This window comes from Embleya sp. NPDC001921 (genome assembly GCF_053594475.1).
Map to the genome: position 1 here is coordinate 85,646 of NZ_JBSFEO010000029.1, position 17,402 is coordinate 103,047.

Genomic DNA, 17,402 nt, shown 5'->3' on the forward strand with positions numbered 1-17,402 from the left:
CTCCACCGTCAAGAAGATTCCGGTTGTCCGCCAACTCCGGACGGCCGTGCCCTAGAGTCACTCCGGCACGACACCCGTTCGGGTGAACTGATATCCCCTGCCGGAAGGTGACTCAACCCTCCATGGCCCGGCACAGCCGCACCTCCTCGACCCCGGCCCGCCCGCGTCGACGACGCGCGAGGGCCCGACGTCGACGCGTCGCTCCTCTGCTCGCCCTGTTGGCCCTCCTCGCGCTCGGCGGGACGGTGGCCGGTCTGGTCGTCTCGGACCGCGCGGGCGAGTCCTCCGGCAGCCGGGTCGCCGGTGCCGACGGGCCGTTGCCCGGGCACGGCGCCGACGGGTCCGGCCCGTCGGGCGCCGCCGGGGCCGACCGCACCGGCGACGAGGCGTCCCGAAGCCTGCTCCCGGGTGCGGCGACCACCGGCCGCACCGCGCTGCCCACCGCGAGCGCCGACGCCACGTCCTCCGCGAGCGCGGTGCCGAGCGCGCCGACCACGAGCGCGGCCGGCACCCCGAGCGCGACCGCCTCGCCGAGCAAGCCCGCCGCCACCCCGAGCACGAGCACGCCGACCCCGTCGAGCGGCCCCGAGGACAAGGTGCTCGCGGCGGTCAACGAGGAGCGGGCGAGCGCGGGCTGCGGTCCGGTCAAGAACGACGCCAAGCTGGTCGCGCTGGCCCGTGCGCACAGCGCCGACATGGCCGCCCGCGACTACTTCGACCACAACACGCCCGAGGGGCTGACCCCGTGGGACCGCGCCGAGAAGGCCGGCGTGAGCTACCTGGGCGCGGAGAACATAGCGCGCGGCCAGAAGACCGCCGACGCCGTGATGCGCGCCTGGATGAACAGTCCCGGCCACCGCCGCAACATCCTCGACTGCGGTCTGACCAAGCTCGGGGTCGGCATCAAGGAAGGTGCCAACGGCCCCTGGTGGACCCAGGAGTTCGGCCGCTGAACCGAGCGCCCGGCCCGGGCGGACCCGGCCCGGGCCTCGGCGTGAGCCGAGCCGGCCGAGCGCCTCAGCGCGGCCCCACCCCGAGCCGGTCCGCGAGCAGGCCGAACACGTACAACCCGGATTCGCCCTGGTTGCGGGCGAGCACGAGGTCGACCGCCCCTTCACCGGCCGCCCGACCCGCCGCCCGCGCCCAGCGCACCGCCGCCGCGACCACCTTGGGGCGGGCCCGGTCCAGCACCTCGCCCACCTCGTCGCGCAGTCGGGCATAGCGCTCGGGCCGACGCAGCTCGCCGTCGTCGTCGAAGACCTCCGCGCCGGCCCGGGCCGCCTCCACCTCGAGTCGGCCCATCGCCAGATGCGCCGCCGCCTCGCCCGGATTCAGCCACGCCTCCCACGTGCCCGCCTCGCTCACCCCCTGGACGTGCGCCACGTGCGTCTCGAAGACCCAGCACACCAACACCGGCGAGTCCGCCTTGGCCGCCAACGCCTCAAGCCACGGCCGCTCGAAGGCGTACGGGTCGTCCTCGTGCCGCACGTGGGTCGCGGTCCAGCCGTCCGACGACTCCCACATCGTCCGGGCCGGGTGCGCCGCCGTGTCCACATGCGGCGCGAACTCGGACAACGGCCGCGCCCCACGCACGACGACGATGTCCCCGTTGAATCCCATGACACGCGCTCCCTGGGTTCCGGCGCCTACGCCCCGGCCGTCGCCTTGCGTGGCGTCCGCTGACAGGCCGGACAGAAGTAACTGCTGCGATTCATGAACGAGATCCGCCGGATCGGCGTCGCGCACCGGTTGCACGGCTCGCCCTCGCGGCCGTAGGCGTCCAGGCCGCGCGAGAAGTAGCCGCTCTCGCCGTTCACGTTGACGTACAGGCTGTCGAACGAGGTGCCGCCCGCGGCCAACGCGTCGGTCATCACGTCCCGCGCGGACGTGAGCAGCAGCGTGGTCTGCGCGAGGGTGAGCTTCCCGGTCTGCCGGGCACCGTGCAGCCGGGAGCGCCACAGCGCCTCGTCGGCGTAGATGTTGCCGATCCCGCTGACCAGGGTCTGGTCCAGGAGCGCGCGTTTGACCTCGGTGTTGCGCCGGCGCAGCGCCGCGTGGAAGAGCGCGTCGTCGAACAGCGGATCCAGCGGATCGCGGGCGATGTGCGCCATCGAGGGCGGCAGTTCGGCACCGCCGCGCTCGACCGCGAGCCCGCCGAACGTGCGCTGGTCGACGAAGCGCAACTCGAGCCCGCCGTCGGTGAAGGCGAACCGCACGTGCAGGTGCTTCTCCCTGGGTGCCTCGGGCGCCTGGACCAGGAGCTGGCCGCTCATGCCCAGGTGTGCGAGCAGCGCGTCCTCGGGCTCCTCGGCACCGGGCGCCACCAGCGGCAGCCACAGGTACTTCCCGCGACGGCGGGCGGCGTGCACCCGGGCGCCGGCGAGCGCGTCGGCGAAGTCCACCAGGCCCGCCAAGTGGCGCCGGACGGCCCGCTCGTGGGTGACCTCGACGTGCGCGATGGTGCGACCCACCACCCACTTCTCCAGTCCGCGACGGACGACCTCGACCTCGGGCAGTTCGGGCACCTTGCACTCCCCCTGGGGACGGCACAACCGGAGACGACACGACTGGAGAGAACACGAACGCACGGGAGGCGACCCGGACGCCGGCCGGGGCCGGATCCGAGAACGCGAAAATGCCTGCCGGTAGGTGAGATCGTGCCGGGCGACCGTGAGGTCGGCGACCGGTTCGAACTTACCTATCGGCAGGCATTGGCTCGGAGACTACGCGGTGGCGGCCGGAGGCGTGCCGGAACCGTCTCCGTACTTGGCGCGGATCGAGTGCCAAGCGCTTTCGGCGGCCTGCTGCTCCGCCTCCTTCTTGCTCCGCCCGACACCGGTGCCGTAGTCGACACCCGCGACCCGGGCGAGGGCGGTGAAGGTCTTCTCGTGGTCGGGACCGGTCTCGGAGACCACGTACTCGGGGACTCCGATACCCGCCGCGGCGGTCTGCTCCTGGAGGCTGGTCTTCCAGTCCAGGCCCGCGCCGAGATTCGCCGACTGCTCGATCAGCGGATCGAACAACCGGTGGATCAGCTCGGTCGCCGCGTCGAGACCCTGGTCCAGGTACACCGCACCGAGGATGGCTTCGAGCGTGTCCGCGAGGATCGAGGACTTGTCTCGCCCACCCGTGCCCACTTCACCTCGGCCGAGCCGGATGAAGGCGCCCAGGTCCAGTCGTCGACTGACGCCCGCGAGGGCGCGCGAATTGACGACCGCGGCCCGCAACTTCGCGAGCTGGCCCTCGGGCAGGTCGGGGTGCCTGCGGTACAGCGTGTCGGTGACGACGAGGCCGAGCACCGAGTCGCCCAGGAATTCCAGGCGCTCGTTGGTCGGGAGCCCGCCGTGCTCGTACGCGTACGAGCGATGGGTGAGGGCGCGTTCCAGAAGGGCGGCGTCGAGCGACCAGCCCAGCCGCCCTTCCAGATCCGCGTATTGCGCGAGTGATTCCGTCACCGGAACGACCACCGGCCTGATCAGACGTCGAGGACCTGGCGGCGGTTGTAGGTGCCGCAGCTCGGGCACGCGATGTGCGACAGCTTCGGCTCACGGCAGCGCTCGCAGGTCACCAGGTTGGCGGCAGTGGCCTTCCACTGGCTCCGGCGGTGCCGGGTGTTGCTGCGCGACATCTTCCGCTTCGGAACAGCCACGGCTACTTCTCCTGGTTCTCGTCGGCGCTGGACGCGCCGTCAACGTCGGCTTCGGCGGAAGGTCCGTCGAAGATGTTGGTCAACTTCGCCCACCGGGGATCGGCGAGCTCGTGACTGTGGTCGGGGTCCTCCGCGAGCAGCGCTCCGCATTCGGAGCACAGACCCGGGCAGTCCTCCCGGCACAGCGGCGAGAGCGGCAGTGCGAGCACCGTCGCGTCCCGCAGCACCGGCTCCAGGTCGAACAAGTCGTCCGTGAGCCGGAAGGCGTCCTCGTCGGCGTCCGCGTCCGGGTAGACGTACAGCTCCTGGAAACGCACCGTGAGCTCACGCTCGAGCGGTTCCAGGCACCGGACGCACTCACCGGTCAGCGGCATCTGCGCGATGCCGGTGACCAGCACACCCTCCATGACCGCTTCCAGCCGGATACCCAGCTGGATGGGGGCACCTTCGGGCGCGCCGATCACGTCTGCCACACCCATGTCCTTCGGGGCCGGCACGGAGCGGGACACCTTCAGCATGGATCCAGGCCGACGCCCCAGCTCGCGTGTGTCGACGACGAGTGGTTTGCGGTGATCCAAGCGGTCCAGGACGTCCTACCTCATGCAGTGCCACCCCCCGGGATGACGGGGGGCTCGAATGGTCAGGGTGCCGACCCTCGGGGCACGCGAAAAACACGCCTCGGGCAGGGTCGGTCCGTAAGAGTATCGCAGCCCGCGCGCCAGGCCCCAAACGGGGCCATTCGAGCGGGACGATCGAGCGGCGATTCCCGCGACGCCCGGACCGGCCGGGCGCCGCGACCGGGCGCCGCGACCGACCGGAGCGCTAGCGACCGCCGTCCTGCTGGAACTGGCGGACGTCGATCAGACTCGTGTCGAAGAAGCTGGTCTCGTCCAGCGACTGCGCGTACTGGGCCTGCGGGTCGTAGGCCTGCTGCTGCCCCGTGCTCGCCGGGTCGTGCTGCGCGGCGTACGGCTGCTGCTGCCCGTGCTGGTCGTACTGCGGCATGTCGTACTGGCCCTCGTAGCCGCCGGCGTATCCGGCGTCCGGGCCGGCGCCCTGCGCGTAGGCGGGCTGCCCGTAGGCGTCCTGGCCGTATCCGTGCTGACCACCATAGGGGCCGGCCTGCGCGGGCACGGTCGGCGCGGCGGGCGGCGCGGCCGGGTAGTCGGGCTGCGCGGGCTGCGCGGCGAACGTCTCCTCGTGCCCGTCGAGCTGCGCCTGGAGGCTGCCCGGCCGGCCCTTGGCCTGCGCGTCGGCCAACTCCTGCGCCTGCATGTACTCGCCGAGCTCGTCGGACGGACGGCGACCGCGCATCTTGTCCCGGCCTCGGCCGATCGCGCCGAGCGTCTTGGTGAGCACGACCTCGAAGTTGGCCAGCTTCTGGTCGACGTAGTCGTCGGCCTCCTCGCGGATGCGCTGGGCCTCGCGGCGGGCCTCGGACAGGATCCGGTCGGCCTCGCCGTACGCCTCGCGGGCCACCTCGGTGTCGGCGATCAGCGAGCCGCGCTCCTCGCGCGCGGTGGCCAGCACCCGCTCGGCCTCGCGGCGGCCCTCCTCGATGACCGACTCGCGGTCGCCGAGCACCCGTCGCGCGTGGTCGAACTCCGCGGGCAGCAGGTTCTTGAGTTCCTCGAGCCGGGCCACCACGTCCGCACGGTTGACCACGCACGACGCCGACATCGGCATCGAGCGGGCGTTCTCGACCAGTGCGATCAGTTCATCGAGCTTGGGCTGCACGTCCACGGGCTTGCTCTCTCTCCTCAAACCGACGGTAGCCGTCGTGTTCGCCGGCATCGCGTGACGGACCGACTCGCCGCGAGCGGTCGGCCCGGCGACGAGGCACGTGCCCCGTCAGCCCTGCGCGAGCCGCTCGGTGAGCCGACGTAGCACCGTCTCCGGCACCAGGCCGGACACGTCGCCTCCGTACGTCGCGACCTCTTTGATGAGACTCGACGACAGAAAGCTGTAGAGGGGGTTCGTCGCCACGAACAACGTCTCCACCTCGGTAAGACCGTAGTTCATCTGCGCCATCTGCAACTCGTAGTCGAAGTCGGTGACCGCGCGCAGACCCTTGATGATCGCCGGGATCCCGCGTTCCCGACAGAAGTTGACCAGCAACCCCTCGAACGCCTCGACCTTGACGTTCTTGTACTGCTCGACCACCTCGTGGAGCATCTCGATGCGCTCCTCGATGGTGAACAGGCCGGAGCGCTTGGCACGATTGAAGCCGATCGCCACGTAGACCTCGTCGTACAGGCTCGAGGCCCTTCCGATGATGTCCAGATGACCGTTGGTGACCGGGTCGAACGAACCGGGGCAGACGACTCGACGCAACGGAGGTTCCCCTCGAAATCGGGTGCCGACGGGTCCGGACCCGATGGCCCGCCCGCCTGATCAGGCTTGCGCGGCGCGACCGTACCAGAGCGTTCCCTCGCCGTAGCGACGGGATCTGATCTCGGCGAATTCGGCGGGCCACGCGAATGGCCCCCCACGCGTGGCACGTTCGACCACGATCAGCGCCTCCTCGGCCAGCCAGCCGTGCGCGGCCAGCGCGCCGAGCAGCGCGCGCACGTCCTCGTCGGTGACCGCGTACGGCGGATCGAGGAAGACCACGTCGTACGGCTCGTCCGGGCAGGGCACGGCGGCGGTCTTCTCCGCGCGGGCCGGGCGCAGTTCCGCGCCGGGCAGCGCGACGAGGCGGATGTTCGCCCGGATCGTGCCCGCCGCGCGGGCGTCGGACTCGACCAGGAGCACCCGCGCCGCACCCCGGGACAGCGCCTCCAGGCCGACCGCGCCGGAGCCCGCGAACAGGTCGAGCACCCGCGCGCCGTGCAGGTTGCCGCGCAGCGACTGGAGGGTGGAGAACAGTCCCTCGCGGGCCCGGTCCGAGGTCGGCCGGGTGCCCTCGCCCGGCGGTGTGGTCAGTCGTCGACCGCCCGCCGCCCCGGCGATCACCCGGGTCATGCGTGCCCTCGCGGGTTCTGGGCGGGCTCGCCGGTGCCGAGCGGACCGGCCTGCGCGTACGTGTCCTGCATGACGCCCACGCTATCGACTGGCCGAGGTGGGCGAAATCCGGGCCCGGGCACTTTGCGCGACGTGTCATACACGCGGGGCCACTCGATCGTATGGGGGGTGTGCACGGCGGGGGCGCCACCGTCGTGCACCGGCGACACCGATCGCCGTCCAGGCACCGACCCCACCCGATTCCCACCCGTTCCGGGAGATCCGATGAAGCTCCGCACCTTCCTCGCCACGGTCGTCGCCGGCGCCGCGCTGGCCGCGACCGGCATGGCCCCGGCGGTCGCCGAGACCGCCGCGCCGCACACCGCCGCCGCGAACTGCTACGTCGACAGCAACGGCACCCTGCACTGCGCCAACGGCGCGAGCGACCTGCGCTCGGAGCCGTACTTTTGGGCACCCGTGGTCAGCCGGCTGAACACCACCTACAGCTACTTCAGCTGCTGGACCTCCGGCGACCCGCACTCGGGCGGCAACGACATCTGGTACTACACCGACGGCGACGACGGCGGGCACGGCTTCCTGCCCGCGCAGCGCGTCTTCACGCCGCAGGACCCGATGCCGGGCATGTACCACTGCTGACCGATGTGCCGATGAGCCCACGTGGTCGGGGGACGGAGATCGTCCCGTCCCCCGACCACGTGTCCGCGCCGGCGCGGCGGCGCGGACCGGACGGCCCCGGTCCCCCCGGGGTCCCGGCCGCGCTCCCCGGTCAGCGCGCGCAATCCGGTACCTCGGTCTCGTTGCGGGTGCGGACGCCGGGCAGCCAGCCCTCGGCGTTGGTGCCCAGCACCACCACCCGGTACCAGTGCCGGGAGGCGATGCCGGTCTCGTCGGTGACCCGCGGGCCGTCGGTGAGCAGGCAGACCAGGAGCAGCCGGTCGCCGTGCCACACCCGATCCGCGAGGTCGGCCGTGCGCGAGGACAACCTCGGCTCCTTGAACACGCCCATCGAACACTCGAGCGTGCGCAGCGCCCGGCACGGCACCTCGGAGTTGTGGACCTCGCTCTGCACACTCGCCGCGCGCGCCGCGGGCGGCTTGGGGGCGGGCGGGTCGCTCGCGTCGTGCCGACCGACCAGGAAGGCGCTGAACCCGACCACGGCCGGTACGAGCACGGCGGCGAGCGCGATCGCGAAGGTGCCGCGCCATCTCGACCGCGGGGCCGGCCGGCGCAGCACCCGGACCGCGAGGCCGGGCGGTTCGACACAGGCGGCCTCCGCGTCGCGCAGCCGGGTGCGCAGTTCGTGGACCGCGTCGTCCGGGTCGTCGAGGTCGGGAGGCGAGGGGTTCACCGGGTGACTCCTTCGTGTCGATCCCGGCGGCGGAACCGGCCGGTGGGCCCGCCGAGGCCGGCGCGCAGCCGGGCCAGGGCGCGCTCGCGCGAGCGGGACACCGTCCCCCGGTGCACGCCGAGGATCTCGGCGGCCTGATCGATCGTGTATCCGTCCAGGTCGACCAGCAGCACCGCCGCGGCCTGCTTGGCGGGCAGCGAGCCGAGCATCCGCACGGCCTCCCACTCGGCCTCGCGCCGGGCGATCGGGTCGGCGGCGGAGCGGGCCCGCTCCCCCGGCTCGGGCGGTTCGGGCAGCAGGACCTGGCGGCTGCGCACGCGCCATATGTCGCGGGTGACGCTCACCAGGGCCCGGAAGGCATAGGCGTAGGGCTCGGGATGGCCGAGCAGGCGGTCGGGTCTGCGGGCCAGCTTGAGGTACGTCTCGTGCACCGCGTCCTCGGCGCTGCCCTCGCCGGCGAGCAGCACGGCCCGCCGATACAACCGAGGGAGCAACCCGCAGAAGAGCGCGTCGAAGCCCTCGTCCCCCGTACGTGCGTCCATGGGCCCCATTGGTAGCCAACCGACGGGGTGTTCCGCGTGCTCCGAACGGGTGACCGGTGGGGGCGCGTCGGAGCGGAGGGAGGGCGGTCAGCCCTTGTCGAGGTATTCCGCGCGCTCGTCGTCCAGGATGCTGGCGAGCGCACTGCGCAGGTCGTGGTGCTCGATCAGGTCCGGGTCGTTCGCCACGATCGAGCTCGCCTCCTCGCGGGCGGCCACGATCAGTTCCTCGTCCCGCACCACCTCCAGCATCCGCAACGACGAGCGCGAGCCGGACTGCGCGTCGCCGAGCACGTCGCCCTCGCGGCGTTGTTCGAGGTCGATCCGGGACAGCTCGAAGCCGTCCAGGGTGGCCGCCACCGCGTCCAGGCGTTCGCGCGCGGAGGTGCCGCCGGGCATCTCGCTGACCAGCAGGGTCAGCCCGGGGGCGCTGCCCCGGCCGACCCGGCCGCGCAACTGGTGCAGTTGCGAGACGCCGAATCGGTCGGCGTCCATGATCACCATCGCGGTCGCGTTGGGCACGTTGACGCCGACCTCGATCACCGTGGTCGCCACCAGCACGTCCAGTTCGCCGGCGGTGAAGCGGCGCATCACGTCGTCCTTGTCGTCCGGCGCCATCCGGCCGTGCAGCACCGCGATCCGCAGGCCGGCCAGCGGACCGGCGCGCAGCGACTCGGCGACGTCCAGCACGGCCAGCGGCGGGCGCCGCTCCTCACCGCCCGCGGCGTCCGCGCCGATGTCCTCGGGATCGTCCAGGTATGCCTCCGCGGGCAGGTCCTCGGCCCGCCGGGCGGCCTTCGCCTTCGACGCGGCCTTCTTCCGCGCCTTCGGGTCGTCCTCCTCGTCGCCGATGCGCGGGCACACCACGTACGCCTGATGGCCGTTGTCCACCTCCTCGCGCACCCGCTGCCAGGCGCGGTCCAGGAAGTGCGGCTTCTCCTTGGCCGGGACCACGTGCGTGGCGATCGGCGATCGGCCGGACGGGAGCTGGGCCAGGATCGAGGTCTCCAGGTCGCCGAACACGGTCATCGCCACCGTGCGCGGGATCGGCGTCGCGGTCATCACCAGCAGGTGCGGCGGGCGCTTGCCCTTGCCGCGCAGCGCGTCGCGCTGTTCGACGCCGAAGCGGTGCTGCTCGTCGACCACGACCAGGCCCAGGTCGTGGAACTCCACCTTGTCCTCGATCAGCGCGTGCGTGCCGATCGCGATCCCGGCCTCGCCGGTGACCAGGTCCAGGAGCGCGGCGCGGCGCGCGGGCACCCCCATCGAGCCGGTGAGCAGGGTGACCTTGGTGCCGATCTCCGACCCGCCCAGCATCCCGGCGCCCTCGGCCAGCGGCCCGAGCATCTCCACGATCGAGCGATAGTGCTGCTGGGCGAGCACCTCGGTGGGCGCCAACAACGCGGTCTGCCCACCCGCGTCCACCACGGTCAGCATCCCCCGCAGCGCGACCAGCGTCTTTCCGGCGCCGACCTCGCCCTGGAGGAGGCGGTGCATCGGGTGTTCGGTGGCCAGGTCGGTCTCGATCTCGGCGCAGACCTCCTTCTGGCCGTCGGTGAGTTCGAACGGGAGGCGGGCGTCGAAGGCGTCCAGGATGCCGTTCGCGCGACGCGGGCGGGCCACCGCGGACTGGGCCCGGGCGTCCCGGCGGCGCCGGGCCAGGGCGATCTGCAGCACGAACGCCTCGTCCCACTTGAGGCGGTCCTTGGCCGTGTTCACGTCGTCCCACGAGTTCGGCCGGTGCACGTGCACGAGCGCCTCGGCCAGTCCCGGCATGCCGCGCCGCTCGCGCATCTCGGCGGGCAGCGGGTCGCCGACCTCGCCCAGCGTGTCCAGTGCCATGCCGACGCACTGCGCGATCTTCCAGGACGGCATGTTGGCGGCGGCCGGATAGACCGGGATCAGCGCGCCCGCGAACAGGTTCGCCACACCGTCCTGATCGTCCTCGCCGATCAGTTGGTAGTCGGGCTGACTGAGCTGGATCACGTTGTTGAACCGCCCGACCTTGCCCGCGAACAGGCCGCGCCGACCCGGGCGCAGCTCCTCCTCGCGCCAGGCCTGGTTGAAGAAGATCAGGGTGAGCTTGCCGCGCCCGTCGGTGACCTCGACCTCCAGGAGGTTGCCGCGCCGATTGCGGAACTGGCGCTTGTTCACCTTGGCGATCTCCGCCATCACGGTGACGTGTTCCTCGGGCTCCAGGCGGGAGAGGTCGGTCAGGCGCCCGCGCTCCGCGTAGCGCCGGGGGTAGTGGCGCAGCAGATCTCCGACGGTGTCCAGCTTGAGGGACTTGGCCAGCACCGTCGCCGTGCGGTCGCCGACGAGTTTCTTCAGCGGTTCGTCAAGGCGCGACATGCCGCCCAACGGTACTGGTCGACGGTGTCATCGGGCCGTTCCAACCGCCGGACCGATCCCTACTCGACCCCGATGAGCAGCGGGTACACCTCCTGGCCGCCCTCGTAGACCATCACGTCCACCCCCAGCCGGGTGGCCCGCAGGTGTCGCTCGATCGAGGCGGCCAGGCCCGGCGGGCAGGCGCTGCCGGTGACCAGGGTGACCAGTTCACCACCGCCCGCGAGCATGCGGTCCACCACCACGGTGCCGGTCTCGCTCTGGTCGTGGCCGATCACCGCGATGTCGCCCTCGATCACGCCGAGCACGTCCCCCGCCTGGCACACGCCGGCCATCGTCCACGACTCGCGGACGGCGACGGTGAGCGCGCCGTAGCGGGTGGCGCCCGCCGCCGAGGTCATCCCGACGATGTCCTGGTCGAAGCGCCGGCCGGGCTCGTGCACGGCCAGCGCGGCCAGGCCCTGGACGGCGGCCTTGGTCGGGATCACCTGCACCCGGACGCCGTGCGCCTGGGCCTGCTGGGCGGCCACCCCGGCCACCGCGTGGCAGTCCGCGTCGTTGGGCAGCAGCACCACCTCGCGCGCCTCGGTCCGCAGGATCGCGTCGACGAGCACGCCGGTGGACGGGCGCCGGCCGGGACCGGCCTGCACGACGTGCGCGCCGTTGTCCGCGAACAGGGTGGCCAGGCCGTCGCCCTGGGCGACCGCGACGATCCCGCGCGTGGGGGTGGGCTCGGGCGCCGAGAGGCCGGCCAGGCCGCGCTCGAGGTGGGTGATCCGGATCCGGTGCGGGCGGCCGGCGGCGATGCCCGCCTCGACCGCCGCACCCGCGTCGTCCACGTGCACGTGCACGTTCCACAGCCCCTCGCCGCCGACCACCACGAGCGAGTCGCCGAGCGCGCCGAGCCGTTCGCGCAGCACCGGCAGCGCGTCGTCGGGCGCGTCGAGCAGGTAGATCACCTCGAAAGCGGGCCCCTGGGTCGACTCGTCCGGCCCGATCGGCGCGGCGAACGGGACCGGGACCGGGATCTGCGCCTGGTGCGGGTGGATCCGGTACGCCGAGCGCTCGCCGGTGACCACCGCGAGCAGCGCGTCCAGGAGCACGGTCAGGCCGCGCCCGCCCGCGTCCACCACCCCCGCCCGGCGCAGCACCTCCAGTTGCTCGGGCGTCCGGGCCAGCGCGCCGTGCGCGGCGGTGGCGGCGGCGCGCACCACCGGTCGGATCTCGCCGCCCGCGCCCGCCGCGGCGTCGGCGGCGGCCCGGGCCACGGTGAGCATGGTCCCCTCGACCGGCCGGGCCACCGCGGCGTACGCGGCGTCGGCAGCGGTGCGCAGCGCGTGCGCGATGGCCAGCCCGGCGGGCACCTCGCGGCCGGTCTCTACCGCGCCGGCCTGTTCGGCCTCCAGTCGCTCGGCCATGCCGCGCAGGAGTTGGCTGAGGATCACCCCGGAATTGCCGCGCGCGCCCATCAACGCGCCGTGCGCCAGTGCCCGGAACGCGGTCGGCAGGTCGGGTTCGGGCAGGTCGCGGCCGAACAGCGCGTCCACCTCGGCGATACCCGATTCCAGGGTCAGGAACAGGTTCGTGCCGGTGTCGCCGTCGGGCACGGGATACACGTTGAGGGCGTCGATCTCCTCGCGCGCTCGCCCCATCAGCTCCAGGGCGACGCGACCCCAGCGGCGTACCGCCGGACCGTCCAGCTCTCCCAGCAGGCCCTGCACGCCCACCTCCTGTACGAATCCGTTGTGCGCGTCCCGTCCGCCGGCCACGTTATCGAGACGGGGAGCGGTAAAGCGGCCCACCCGGATGGGTTAGGCTTGGCGGGAAGCATGACGAGATCGGCTGATCGCCTATGCCCGGATCATCCCGGGTTCGCGCATCGCATGGTTCGTCGGTTACTCTTCTGCGGTTGTCCGGCATTCGCCGGCACGTGTTCGTACGCAATTCCCATTCGTCTTTGGAGTGTTCCCGTGGCTGCCAACTGCGACGTCTGCGGCAAGGGGCCGGGCTTCGGCAACAGCATTTCGCACTCTCACCGCCGGACGCCCCGTCGCTGGAACCCCAACATCCAGACGGTGCGCGCGATGGTTGGTGCCACGCCGAAGCGCCTCAATGTCTGCACCTCTTGCATCAAGGCGGGCAAGGTTTCCCGCTAGTTGCTCGATCGCTCGACCTCGAAGGGCCGGTTCACCCCAGGGTGGACCGGCCCTTCGGCTTGTCCGGGACGGCCTTGCGGAGCGCGAACGGCCTTGCGGAACGCGAACGGGCCCGCGCCGTCGGCGCGGGCCCGTTCGCGTTCGTGCGGCCGCTCAGAATTCCTCGCGCCACCGCCACGCGTGGTCGACCGGCCCGATCCCCTCGCCCAGCGGGAAGCCCGCCCGGATCGCGCCGGTGACGTAGTCCTTGGCCGCGGCGACCGCGTCCGGCACGGTGTCGCCGAGGGCCAGGCGCGAGGCGATCGCGCTCGCCAGCGTGCAGCCGGTGCCGTGGGTGTGCCGGTTGTCGTAGCGCGGGCTGGTGAACCAGTGCTCGCGGGTGCCGTCGAAGAGCAGGTCGGCGGCCTCGCCCTCGAGGTGGCCGCCCTTGACCAGGGCCCAGCGCGGACCGAACGCCAGCACCGCCTCGGCCGCGCCGCGCATGTCGGCCCGTTCGCGCACCTTGTGGCCGGTCAGCAGTTCGACCTCGTACAGGTTGGGTGTGACCACCGTGGCGACCGGCAGCAGACGGGTGCGCAGCGTCTCCAGCGCCTCGTTCGCGAGCAGCGTGTCGCCGTGTTTGGAGGAGGCCACCGGGTCGATCACCACCGGCACGGACACCTCGGCGAGCAGGGCCGCGACCACCGCCACCAGGTTCGGCGACGCGAGCATGCCGGTCTTGATCGCCTGGACGCCGATGTCGTCCACGACGCTGCGGAATTGCGCCCGGACGGCCTCCGCCGGCAGTTCCCAGTAGCCCTGCACGCCGAGCGAGTTCTGCGCGGTCACCGCCGCGATCACACTCATCCCGTGCACGCCGTGGGCCAGCATCGTCTTGAGGTCGGCCTGGATCCCGGCGCCACCGCCGGAGTCGGAGCCGGCCACCGTCAACACGCGGGGAGGAGTCTGCACCATGCCGGGCAGCCTATCCACGCCGCGGCCGCGCCCCTCAGCCACGCCCGAAGTGGTCCCATCCGCCCGCCAGGCCCGGGTCCCGGCCGTCGACGGTGACGCCGCGGCCGGCGTGCACCCGCCCGATCACCCGCCAGCGCGCGGGCAGCGCGGTGCCCGCCGGGAAGGTGGCGACCAGGGCGTGGTCCTCACCGCCGGTGAGCACCCAGTGCAGCGGGTCGGCGCCCAGCGCGCGGGCCACGTCGCGCATCTGCGCGGGCACGTCCAGCCGGCCGGAGAGGATGTCGATCCGCACGTCGGAGGCGCGCGAGAGGTGGCCCATGTCGGCGAGCAGGCCGTCGCTGACGTCGATCATCGAGGTCGCGCCGAGGATCGCCGCGCCGGGGCCGGCGTCGTAGGGCGGCTCGGGCCGGCGGTGCGCCTCCACGAACGCGCGCGGCGCGCGGTGTCCGTGGCCCAGTATCGCCAGCCCGGCGGCCGACCAGCCCAGCCAGCCCGCGACCGCGAGCACGTCGCCGGGCCGGGCGCCGGAGCGGACCACGGGAGCGCGGCCCTGGAGGTCGCCCAGCGCGGTCACCGCGACGGTGACGGTCTCGCCGCCGACCACGTCGCCGCCCGCCACGCCCGCGCCGACCACCGCGCACTCGTCGCGCAGGCCGTCGTACAGCTCCAGCGCCCATCCGGTGGGCAGGTCCGGCGGTCCGCACAGGCCGATCAGCAGCGCCGTGGGCACCGCGCCCATCGCCGCGACGTCGGCCAGGTTCTGCGCGGCGGCCTTGCGGCCCACGTCGTACGCGGTGGACCAGTCCCGCCGGAAGTGCCGACCCTCGACGAGCAGGTCCATGGTGGCCACCACGCGCCCGTCGGCGGCGGCGACCACGGCGGCGTCGTCGCCCGGTCCCAGGGACACGTGCGGCCCCGTCGGCACGCGGGCGACCAACGCCCCGATCAGGCCGAACTCGCCGAGATCGCCAAGCGTCCCGCTCATCGCCGCTCTCCTGCCATGCCCATCAGCCCTGATCCGCCTCGTTCACCGTGTCCGCCGTGTCCGGCCGTGATCCATCGGCTCCCGCTGTGGTCGCCGAAGCCCCGCCGGGCCGACAATGGTCGCAGCAGCGGGGATCACGTCAAGATCCCATCATCCTGCGCGCCGGGAGGCCGTGGTGGTACAGGCATACATCCTGATCCAGACCGAGGTCGGCCGTTCGGCTTCGGTGGCCCGACGCATCGCCCGAATCCCGGGGGTGACCCGGGCGGACGACGTCACGGGCCCCTACGACGTGATCGTGCGGGCCGAGGCCCCCGACGTCGACCAACTGGGCCGCATGGTGGTCGCCGAGGTGCAGCGCATCGACGGCATCACCCGCACCCTGACGTGTCCGGTGGTCAACCTGGGGTGAACACCCCGCGACGGCGACCCGGCGTGGGCGCGACCTAGGGTGTGTCTTCAATCCCCCGTCGGGCTCCGCGGCGTCCGGTGCCGTGCATCGGCGTGCCGGAGAAGCGCCCGCATAGTGGTTCTATTCGGGTGGTTCTCCGGGGCGGCGAGGTGCGGTGCCGGGCGTCGTGGAGTTCGGCGGGGGATTGAAGACACACCCTAGGATCGAGGCCGTGCGCCTTACTCGACTCATCGCCTGCCTGCTCCCGGTCACCATGCTGACGGCCGCGGGGTGCGGCGGCGACGGATCGGGTCCGGTCGAGGTCGCGGTGCCGACCCCGCCGCCGGGGGCCGCGGCCGACGCGTGCCGCGCGCTGCACGACGCGCTCCCGGCGAAGGTGATGGACGCCGGGGCGCGGAAGATCTCTCCCGAGTCCACCCTGACCGCCGCGTGGGGCGATCCGGCCATCGTGTTGCGCTGCGGCGTGGGCCTGCCCGCGTCGCTGCGCGTGGTCGATCCGGCCAAGGCCGGTTCCGAGCCGGTCGACTCGGTCGAGGTCAACGGCGTGACCTGGGCCTTCGCGAGGTACGCCGACGGGGTGCGGTTCACCACGGTCTATCGGCGGGCCAACGTGGAGATGACCGTCCCGAAGAAGTTCGCCGAGCCGGCCGCGCCGCTCGTCGACGTCGCCGACGCGATCGCCCGTACGGTGCCGGCCACCCTGGACCTGAGCAACGCGTGAGGGGCGGCCGAGAAGTCGACCGCCCCCGGTGTGCGAACGGGATCTAGCGCAGCAGCGCGTTGGGCCGCCGCAGCGCGGCCTGGATCAGCCGGTCGACCAGCTCCGCGTAGTCCACGCCGGTCGCCTGCCACATGCTCGGGTACATCGACACCGGCGTGAAGCCCGGCATGGTGTTCACCTCGTTGATCACGAAGTGGCCGTTCTCCAGCAGGAAGAAGTCCACCCGGGCCAGGCCCTCGCAGGACAGCGCCTCGAAGGCGGCCACCGCGAGTCGCTGCACCTCGGCGGTCTGCTCCTTGGTCAGCGCCGCGGGCACGTCCAGTTCGGTGCCGTTGCCCGGCAGGTACTTCGCGGCGAAGTCGTAGAACTCGTGCTCGCCGCCGACCCGGATCTCCGCGGGCAGGCTCGCTCGCGGCCCGTCCTCGAACTCCAGGACGCCGCACTCGATCTCACGGCCCGTCAGCATGCCCTCGACGATCACCTTGGGATCGTGCCGACGGGCTTCCTCGATCGCCGCGTCCAGGTCCTGGATCCGGTGCACCTTGGTGATGCCCATGCTGGAGCCCGCGCGGGCAGGCTTGACGAACACCGGGAAGCCCAGCGAGGCCACCGCCTCGCGCACCGCGGCCGGATCGCGCTCCCATTCCCGGGGGCGGACCGTGGCGTACGGGCCGGAGGGCAGGCCGAAGCCGGTGAACAGGGCCTTCATGTACTCCTTGTCCATGCTCGCCGCGCTGGCGAGCACACCGGACCCGACGTAGGGGACCTGGGCCAGTTCCAGGAGGCCCTGGAACGTGCCGTCCTCGCCGTAGGGGCCGTGCAGGAGCGGGAAGACCACGTCGATCTCGCCGAGCAGCTTGGGCAGCGCGCCGGGTTCGAGCACGGTGATCTCGCGGGCCGTGGGGTCGGCCGCGAGTACGACGGCGGCGGTGGACTCCGCGACGTCGGTCACCGAGGGCAACCTGTCGCCGCGGATGGCCAGCCGTTCCGGGTCGTCGCCGACGAGCATCCAGCGCCCGTCGGTGCCGATGCCGATCGGCAGCACGTCGTACTTGGAGCGGTCGATCGCGGCCAGCACGCTGCCCGCGGTGACGCAGGAGATCGCGTGTTCGGAGCTGCGGCCGCCGAAGACGACCGCGACGCGGGGGCGCGAGGAGGGGTGCGGGGTGGCGGAAACGTCGTTCATGGTCGGACGACCCTATCCCGCCCGCTGTTCGGACGGGGTATTGCCCGCCGGGCGCCCGGCGTTGCGCCGCCCTCGTGTCCCCGCCGCGCCTCGTCGCCGCCCCGGCCACGTCGCCCTGGTCACGTCGCCCCGGTCACGT

The 17,402-nt window shown here is 72.6% G+C and carries 20 protein-coding genes; 5 read left to right on the forward strand and 15 right to left on the reverse strand.

All coding sequences use genetic code 11. The features are described from left to right. Positions 1 to 122: 122 nt before the first annotated feature. Positions 123 to 953, forward strand: coding sequence for a CAP domain-containing protein (locus tag ACWCPW_RS30225; protein WP_449764737.1), 831 nt, complete (start codon positions 123 to 125; stop codon positions 951 to 953). A gap of 64 nt (positions 954 to 1,017) precedes the next feature. Here ACWCPW_RS30225 and ACWCPW_RS30230 read toward each other — a convergent pair whose 3' ends face one another. The 8 genes from ACWCPW_RS30230 to rsmD all read right to left on the reverse strand — a co-directional run bounded on the left by ACWCPW_RS30230 (position 1,018) and on the right by rsmD (position 6,613). Continuing rightward, on the reverse strand, positions 1,018 to 1,620 hold the full coding sequence (locus ACWCPW_RS30230) for a hypothetical protein (protein WP_449764738.1): 603 nt from the start codon (positions 1,618 to 1,620) through the stop codon (positions 1,018 to 1,020). 26 nt (positions 1,621 to 1,646) lie between these two features. Continuing rightward, positions 1,647 to 2,525 carry a bifunctional DNA-formamidopyrimidine glycosylase/DNA-(apurinic or apyrimidinic site) lyase gene (gene mutM / locus ACWCPW_RS30235; protein ID WP_449764739.1) on the reverse strand — a complete coding sequence of 293 codons (879 nt, stop codon included), beginning with the start codon at positions 2,523 to 2,525 and terminating at the stop codon, positions 1,647 to 1,649. A 198-nt stretch (positions 2,526 to 2,723) separates the two neighbouring features. Next, positions 2,724 to 3,467, reverse strand: coding sequence for a ribonuclease III (gene rnc / locus ACWCPW_RS30240; RefSeq protein WP_395872626.1), 744 nt, complete (start codon positions 3,465 to 3,467; stop codon positions 2,724 to 2,726). Between the two features lie 8 nt (positions 3,468 to 3,475). Continuing rightward, a complete protein-coding gene (gene rpmF / locus ACWCPW_RS30245; protein ID WP_026218805.1) occupies positions 3,476 to 3,649 on the reverse strand; it encodes a 50S ribosomal protein L32 in 174 nt (57 codons plus the stop codon). Positions 3,650 to 3,651: 2 nt separating this feature from the next. Continuing rightward, on the reverse strand, positions 3,652 to 4,167 hold the full coding sequence (locus tag ACWCPW_RS30250) for a YceD family protein (RefSeq protein ID WP_449764740.1): 516 nt from the start codon (positions 4,165 to 4,167) through the stop codon (positions 3,652 to 3,654). A gap of 304 nt (positions 4,168 to 4,471) precedes the next feature. Further along, positions 4,472 to 5,392, reverse strand: a complete 921-nt coding sequence (locus ACWCPW_RS30255; RefSeq protein WP_449764741.1) for a cell division initiation protein — start codon at positions 5,390 to 5,392, stop codon at positions 4,472 to 4,474. Between the two features lie 108 nt (positions 5,393 to 5,500). Then, entirely contained in the window at positions 5,501 to 5,983 is a 483-nt protein-coding gene (gene coaD / locus ACWCPW_RS30260) for a pantetheine-phosphate adenylyltransferase (protein ID WP_449764742.1), read from the reverse strand. Positions 5,984 to 6,043: 60 nt separating this feature from the next. Further along, positions 6,044 to 6,613, reverse strand: a complete 570-nt coding sequence (gene rsmD, locus ACWCPW_RS30265) for a 16S rRNA (guanine(966)-N(2))-methyltransferase RsmD (RefSeq protein ID WP_449764743.1) — start codon at positions 6,611 to 6,613, stop codon at positions 6,044 to 6,046. A gap of 264 nt (positions 6,614 to 6,877) precedes the next feature. Between rsmD and ACWCPW_RS30270 the strand changes: the two genes are divergently transcribed. Beyond that, positions 6,878 to 7,249, forward strand: coding sequence for a hypothetical protein (locus ACWCPW_RS30270; protein WP_449764744.1), 372 nt, complete (start codon positions 6,878 to 6,880; stop codon positions 7,247 to 7,249). Between the two features lie 130 nt (positions 7,250 to 7,379). On the opposite strand, the gene ACWCPW_RS30275 is transcribed toward ACWCPW_RS30270, so the two are convergent. From ACWCPW_RS30275 to ACWCPW_RS30290, 4 genes are all read right to left on the reverse strand, one after another. Beyond that, positions 7,380 to 7,961 carry a hypothetical protein gene (locus ACWCPW_RS30275; RefSeq protein WP_449764745.1) on the reverse strand — a complete coding sequence of 194 codons (582 nt, stop codon included), beginning with the start codon at positions 7,959 to 7,961 and terminating at the stop codon, positions 7,380 to 7,382. Further along, positions 7,958 to 8,503 (reverse strand): RNA polymerase sigma factor, encoded by a 546-nt coding sequence (locus ACWCPW_RS30280; protein WP_449764746.1) that lies wholly within the window; start codon positions 8,501 to 8,503, stop codon positions 7,958 to 7,960. The genes ACWCPW_RS30275 and ACWCPW_RS30280 overlap by 4 nt, the downstream gene beginning before the upstream one ends. An 87-nt stretch (positions 8,504 to 8,590) precedes the next feature. Continuing rightward, complete coding sequence (gene recG / locus ACWCPW_RS30285) at positions 8,591 to 10,852, reverse strand: ATP-dependent DNA helicase RecG (protein WP_449764747.1); 2,262 nt, start codon at positions 10,850 to 10,852, stop codon at positions 8,591 to 8,593. Positions 10,853 to 10,911: 59 nt separating this feature from the next. Beyond that, a complete protein-coding gene (locus ACWCPW_RS30290; RefSeq protein WP_449764789.1) occupies positions 10,912 to 12,576 on the reverse strand; it encodes a DAK2 domain-containing protein in 1,665 nt (554 codons plus the stop codon). Between the two features lie 243 nt (positions 12,577 to 12,819). On the opposite strand from ACWCPW_RS30290, the gene rpmB reads away from it, so the two are divergent. Then, positions 12,820 to 13,005 (forward strand): 50S ribosomal protein L28, encoded by a 186-nt coding sequence (gene rpmB / locus ACWCPW_RS30295; protein ID WP_079026714.1) that lies wholly within the window; start codon positions 12,820 to 12,822, stop codon positions 13,003 to 13,005. A gap of 153 nt (positions 13,006 to 13,158) precedes the next feature. Here rpmB and thiD read toward each other — a convergent pair whose 3' ends face one another. Both thiD and ACWCPW_RS30305 read right to left on the reverse strand, forming a co-directional pair. Beyond that, complete coding sequence (thiD, locus tag ACWCPW_RS30300) at positions 13,159 to 13,959, reverse strand: bifunctional hydroxymethylpyrimidine kinase/phosphomethylpyrimidine kinase (RefSeq protein ID WP_449764748.1); 801 nt, start codon at positions 13,957 to 13,959, stop codon at positions 13,159 to 13,161. A gap of 34 nt (positions 13,960 to 13,993) precedes the next feature. Further along, positions 13,994 to 14,944: a thiamine-phosphate kinase gene (locus tag ACWCPW_RS30305; RefSeq protein WP_449764749.1), complete on the reverse strand. Its 951-nt coding sequence runs from the start codon at positions 14,942 to 14,944 to the stop codon at positions 13,994 to 13,996. Between the two features lie 175 nt (positions 14,945 to 15,119). On the opposite strand from ACWCPW_RS30305, the gene ACWCPW_RS30310 reads away from it, so the two are divergent. Both ACWCPW_RS30310 and ACWCPW_RS30315 read left to right on the forward strand, forming a co-directional pair. After that, positions 15,120 to 15,356 (forward strand): Lrp/AsnC family transcriptional regulator, encoded by a 237-nt coding sequence (locus ACWCPW_RS30310; protein ID WP_449764750.1) that lies wholly within the window; start codon positions 15,120 to 15,122, stop codon positions 15,354 to 15,356. Between the two features lie 211 nt (positions 15,357 to 15,567). Continuing rightward, positions 15,568 to 16,077 carry a DUF3515 domain-containing protein gene (locus tag ACWCPW_RS30315; RefSeq protein WP_449764751.1) on the forward strand — a complete coding sequence of 170 codons (510 nt, stop codon included), beginning with the start codon at positions 15,568 to 15,570 and terminating at the stop codon, positions 16,075 to 16,077. Positions 16,078 to 16,120: 43 nt separating this feature from the next. On the opposite strand, the gene ACWCPW_RS30320 is transcribed toward ACWCPW_RS30315, so the two are convergent. Next, complete coding sequence (locus ACWCPW_RS30320; protein WP_449764752.1) at positions 16,121 to 17,263, reverse strand: D-alanine--D-alanine ligase family protein; 1,143 nt, start codon at positions 17,261 to 17,263, stop codon at positions 16,121 to 16,123. Between the last annotated feature and the right edge of the window lie 139 nt (positions 17,264 to 17,402).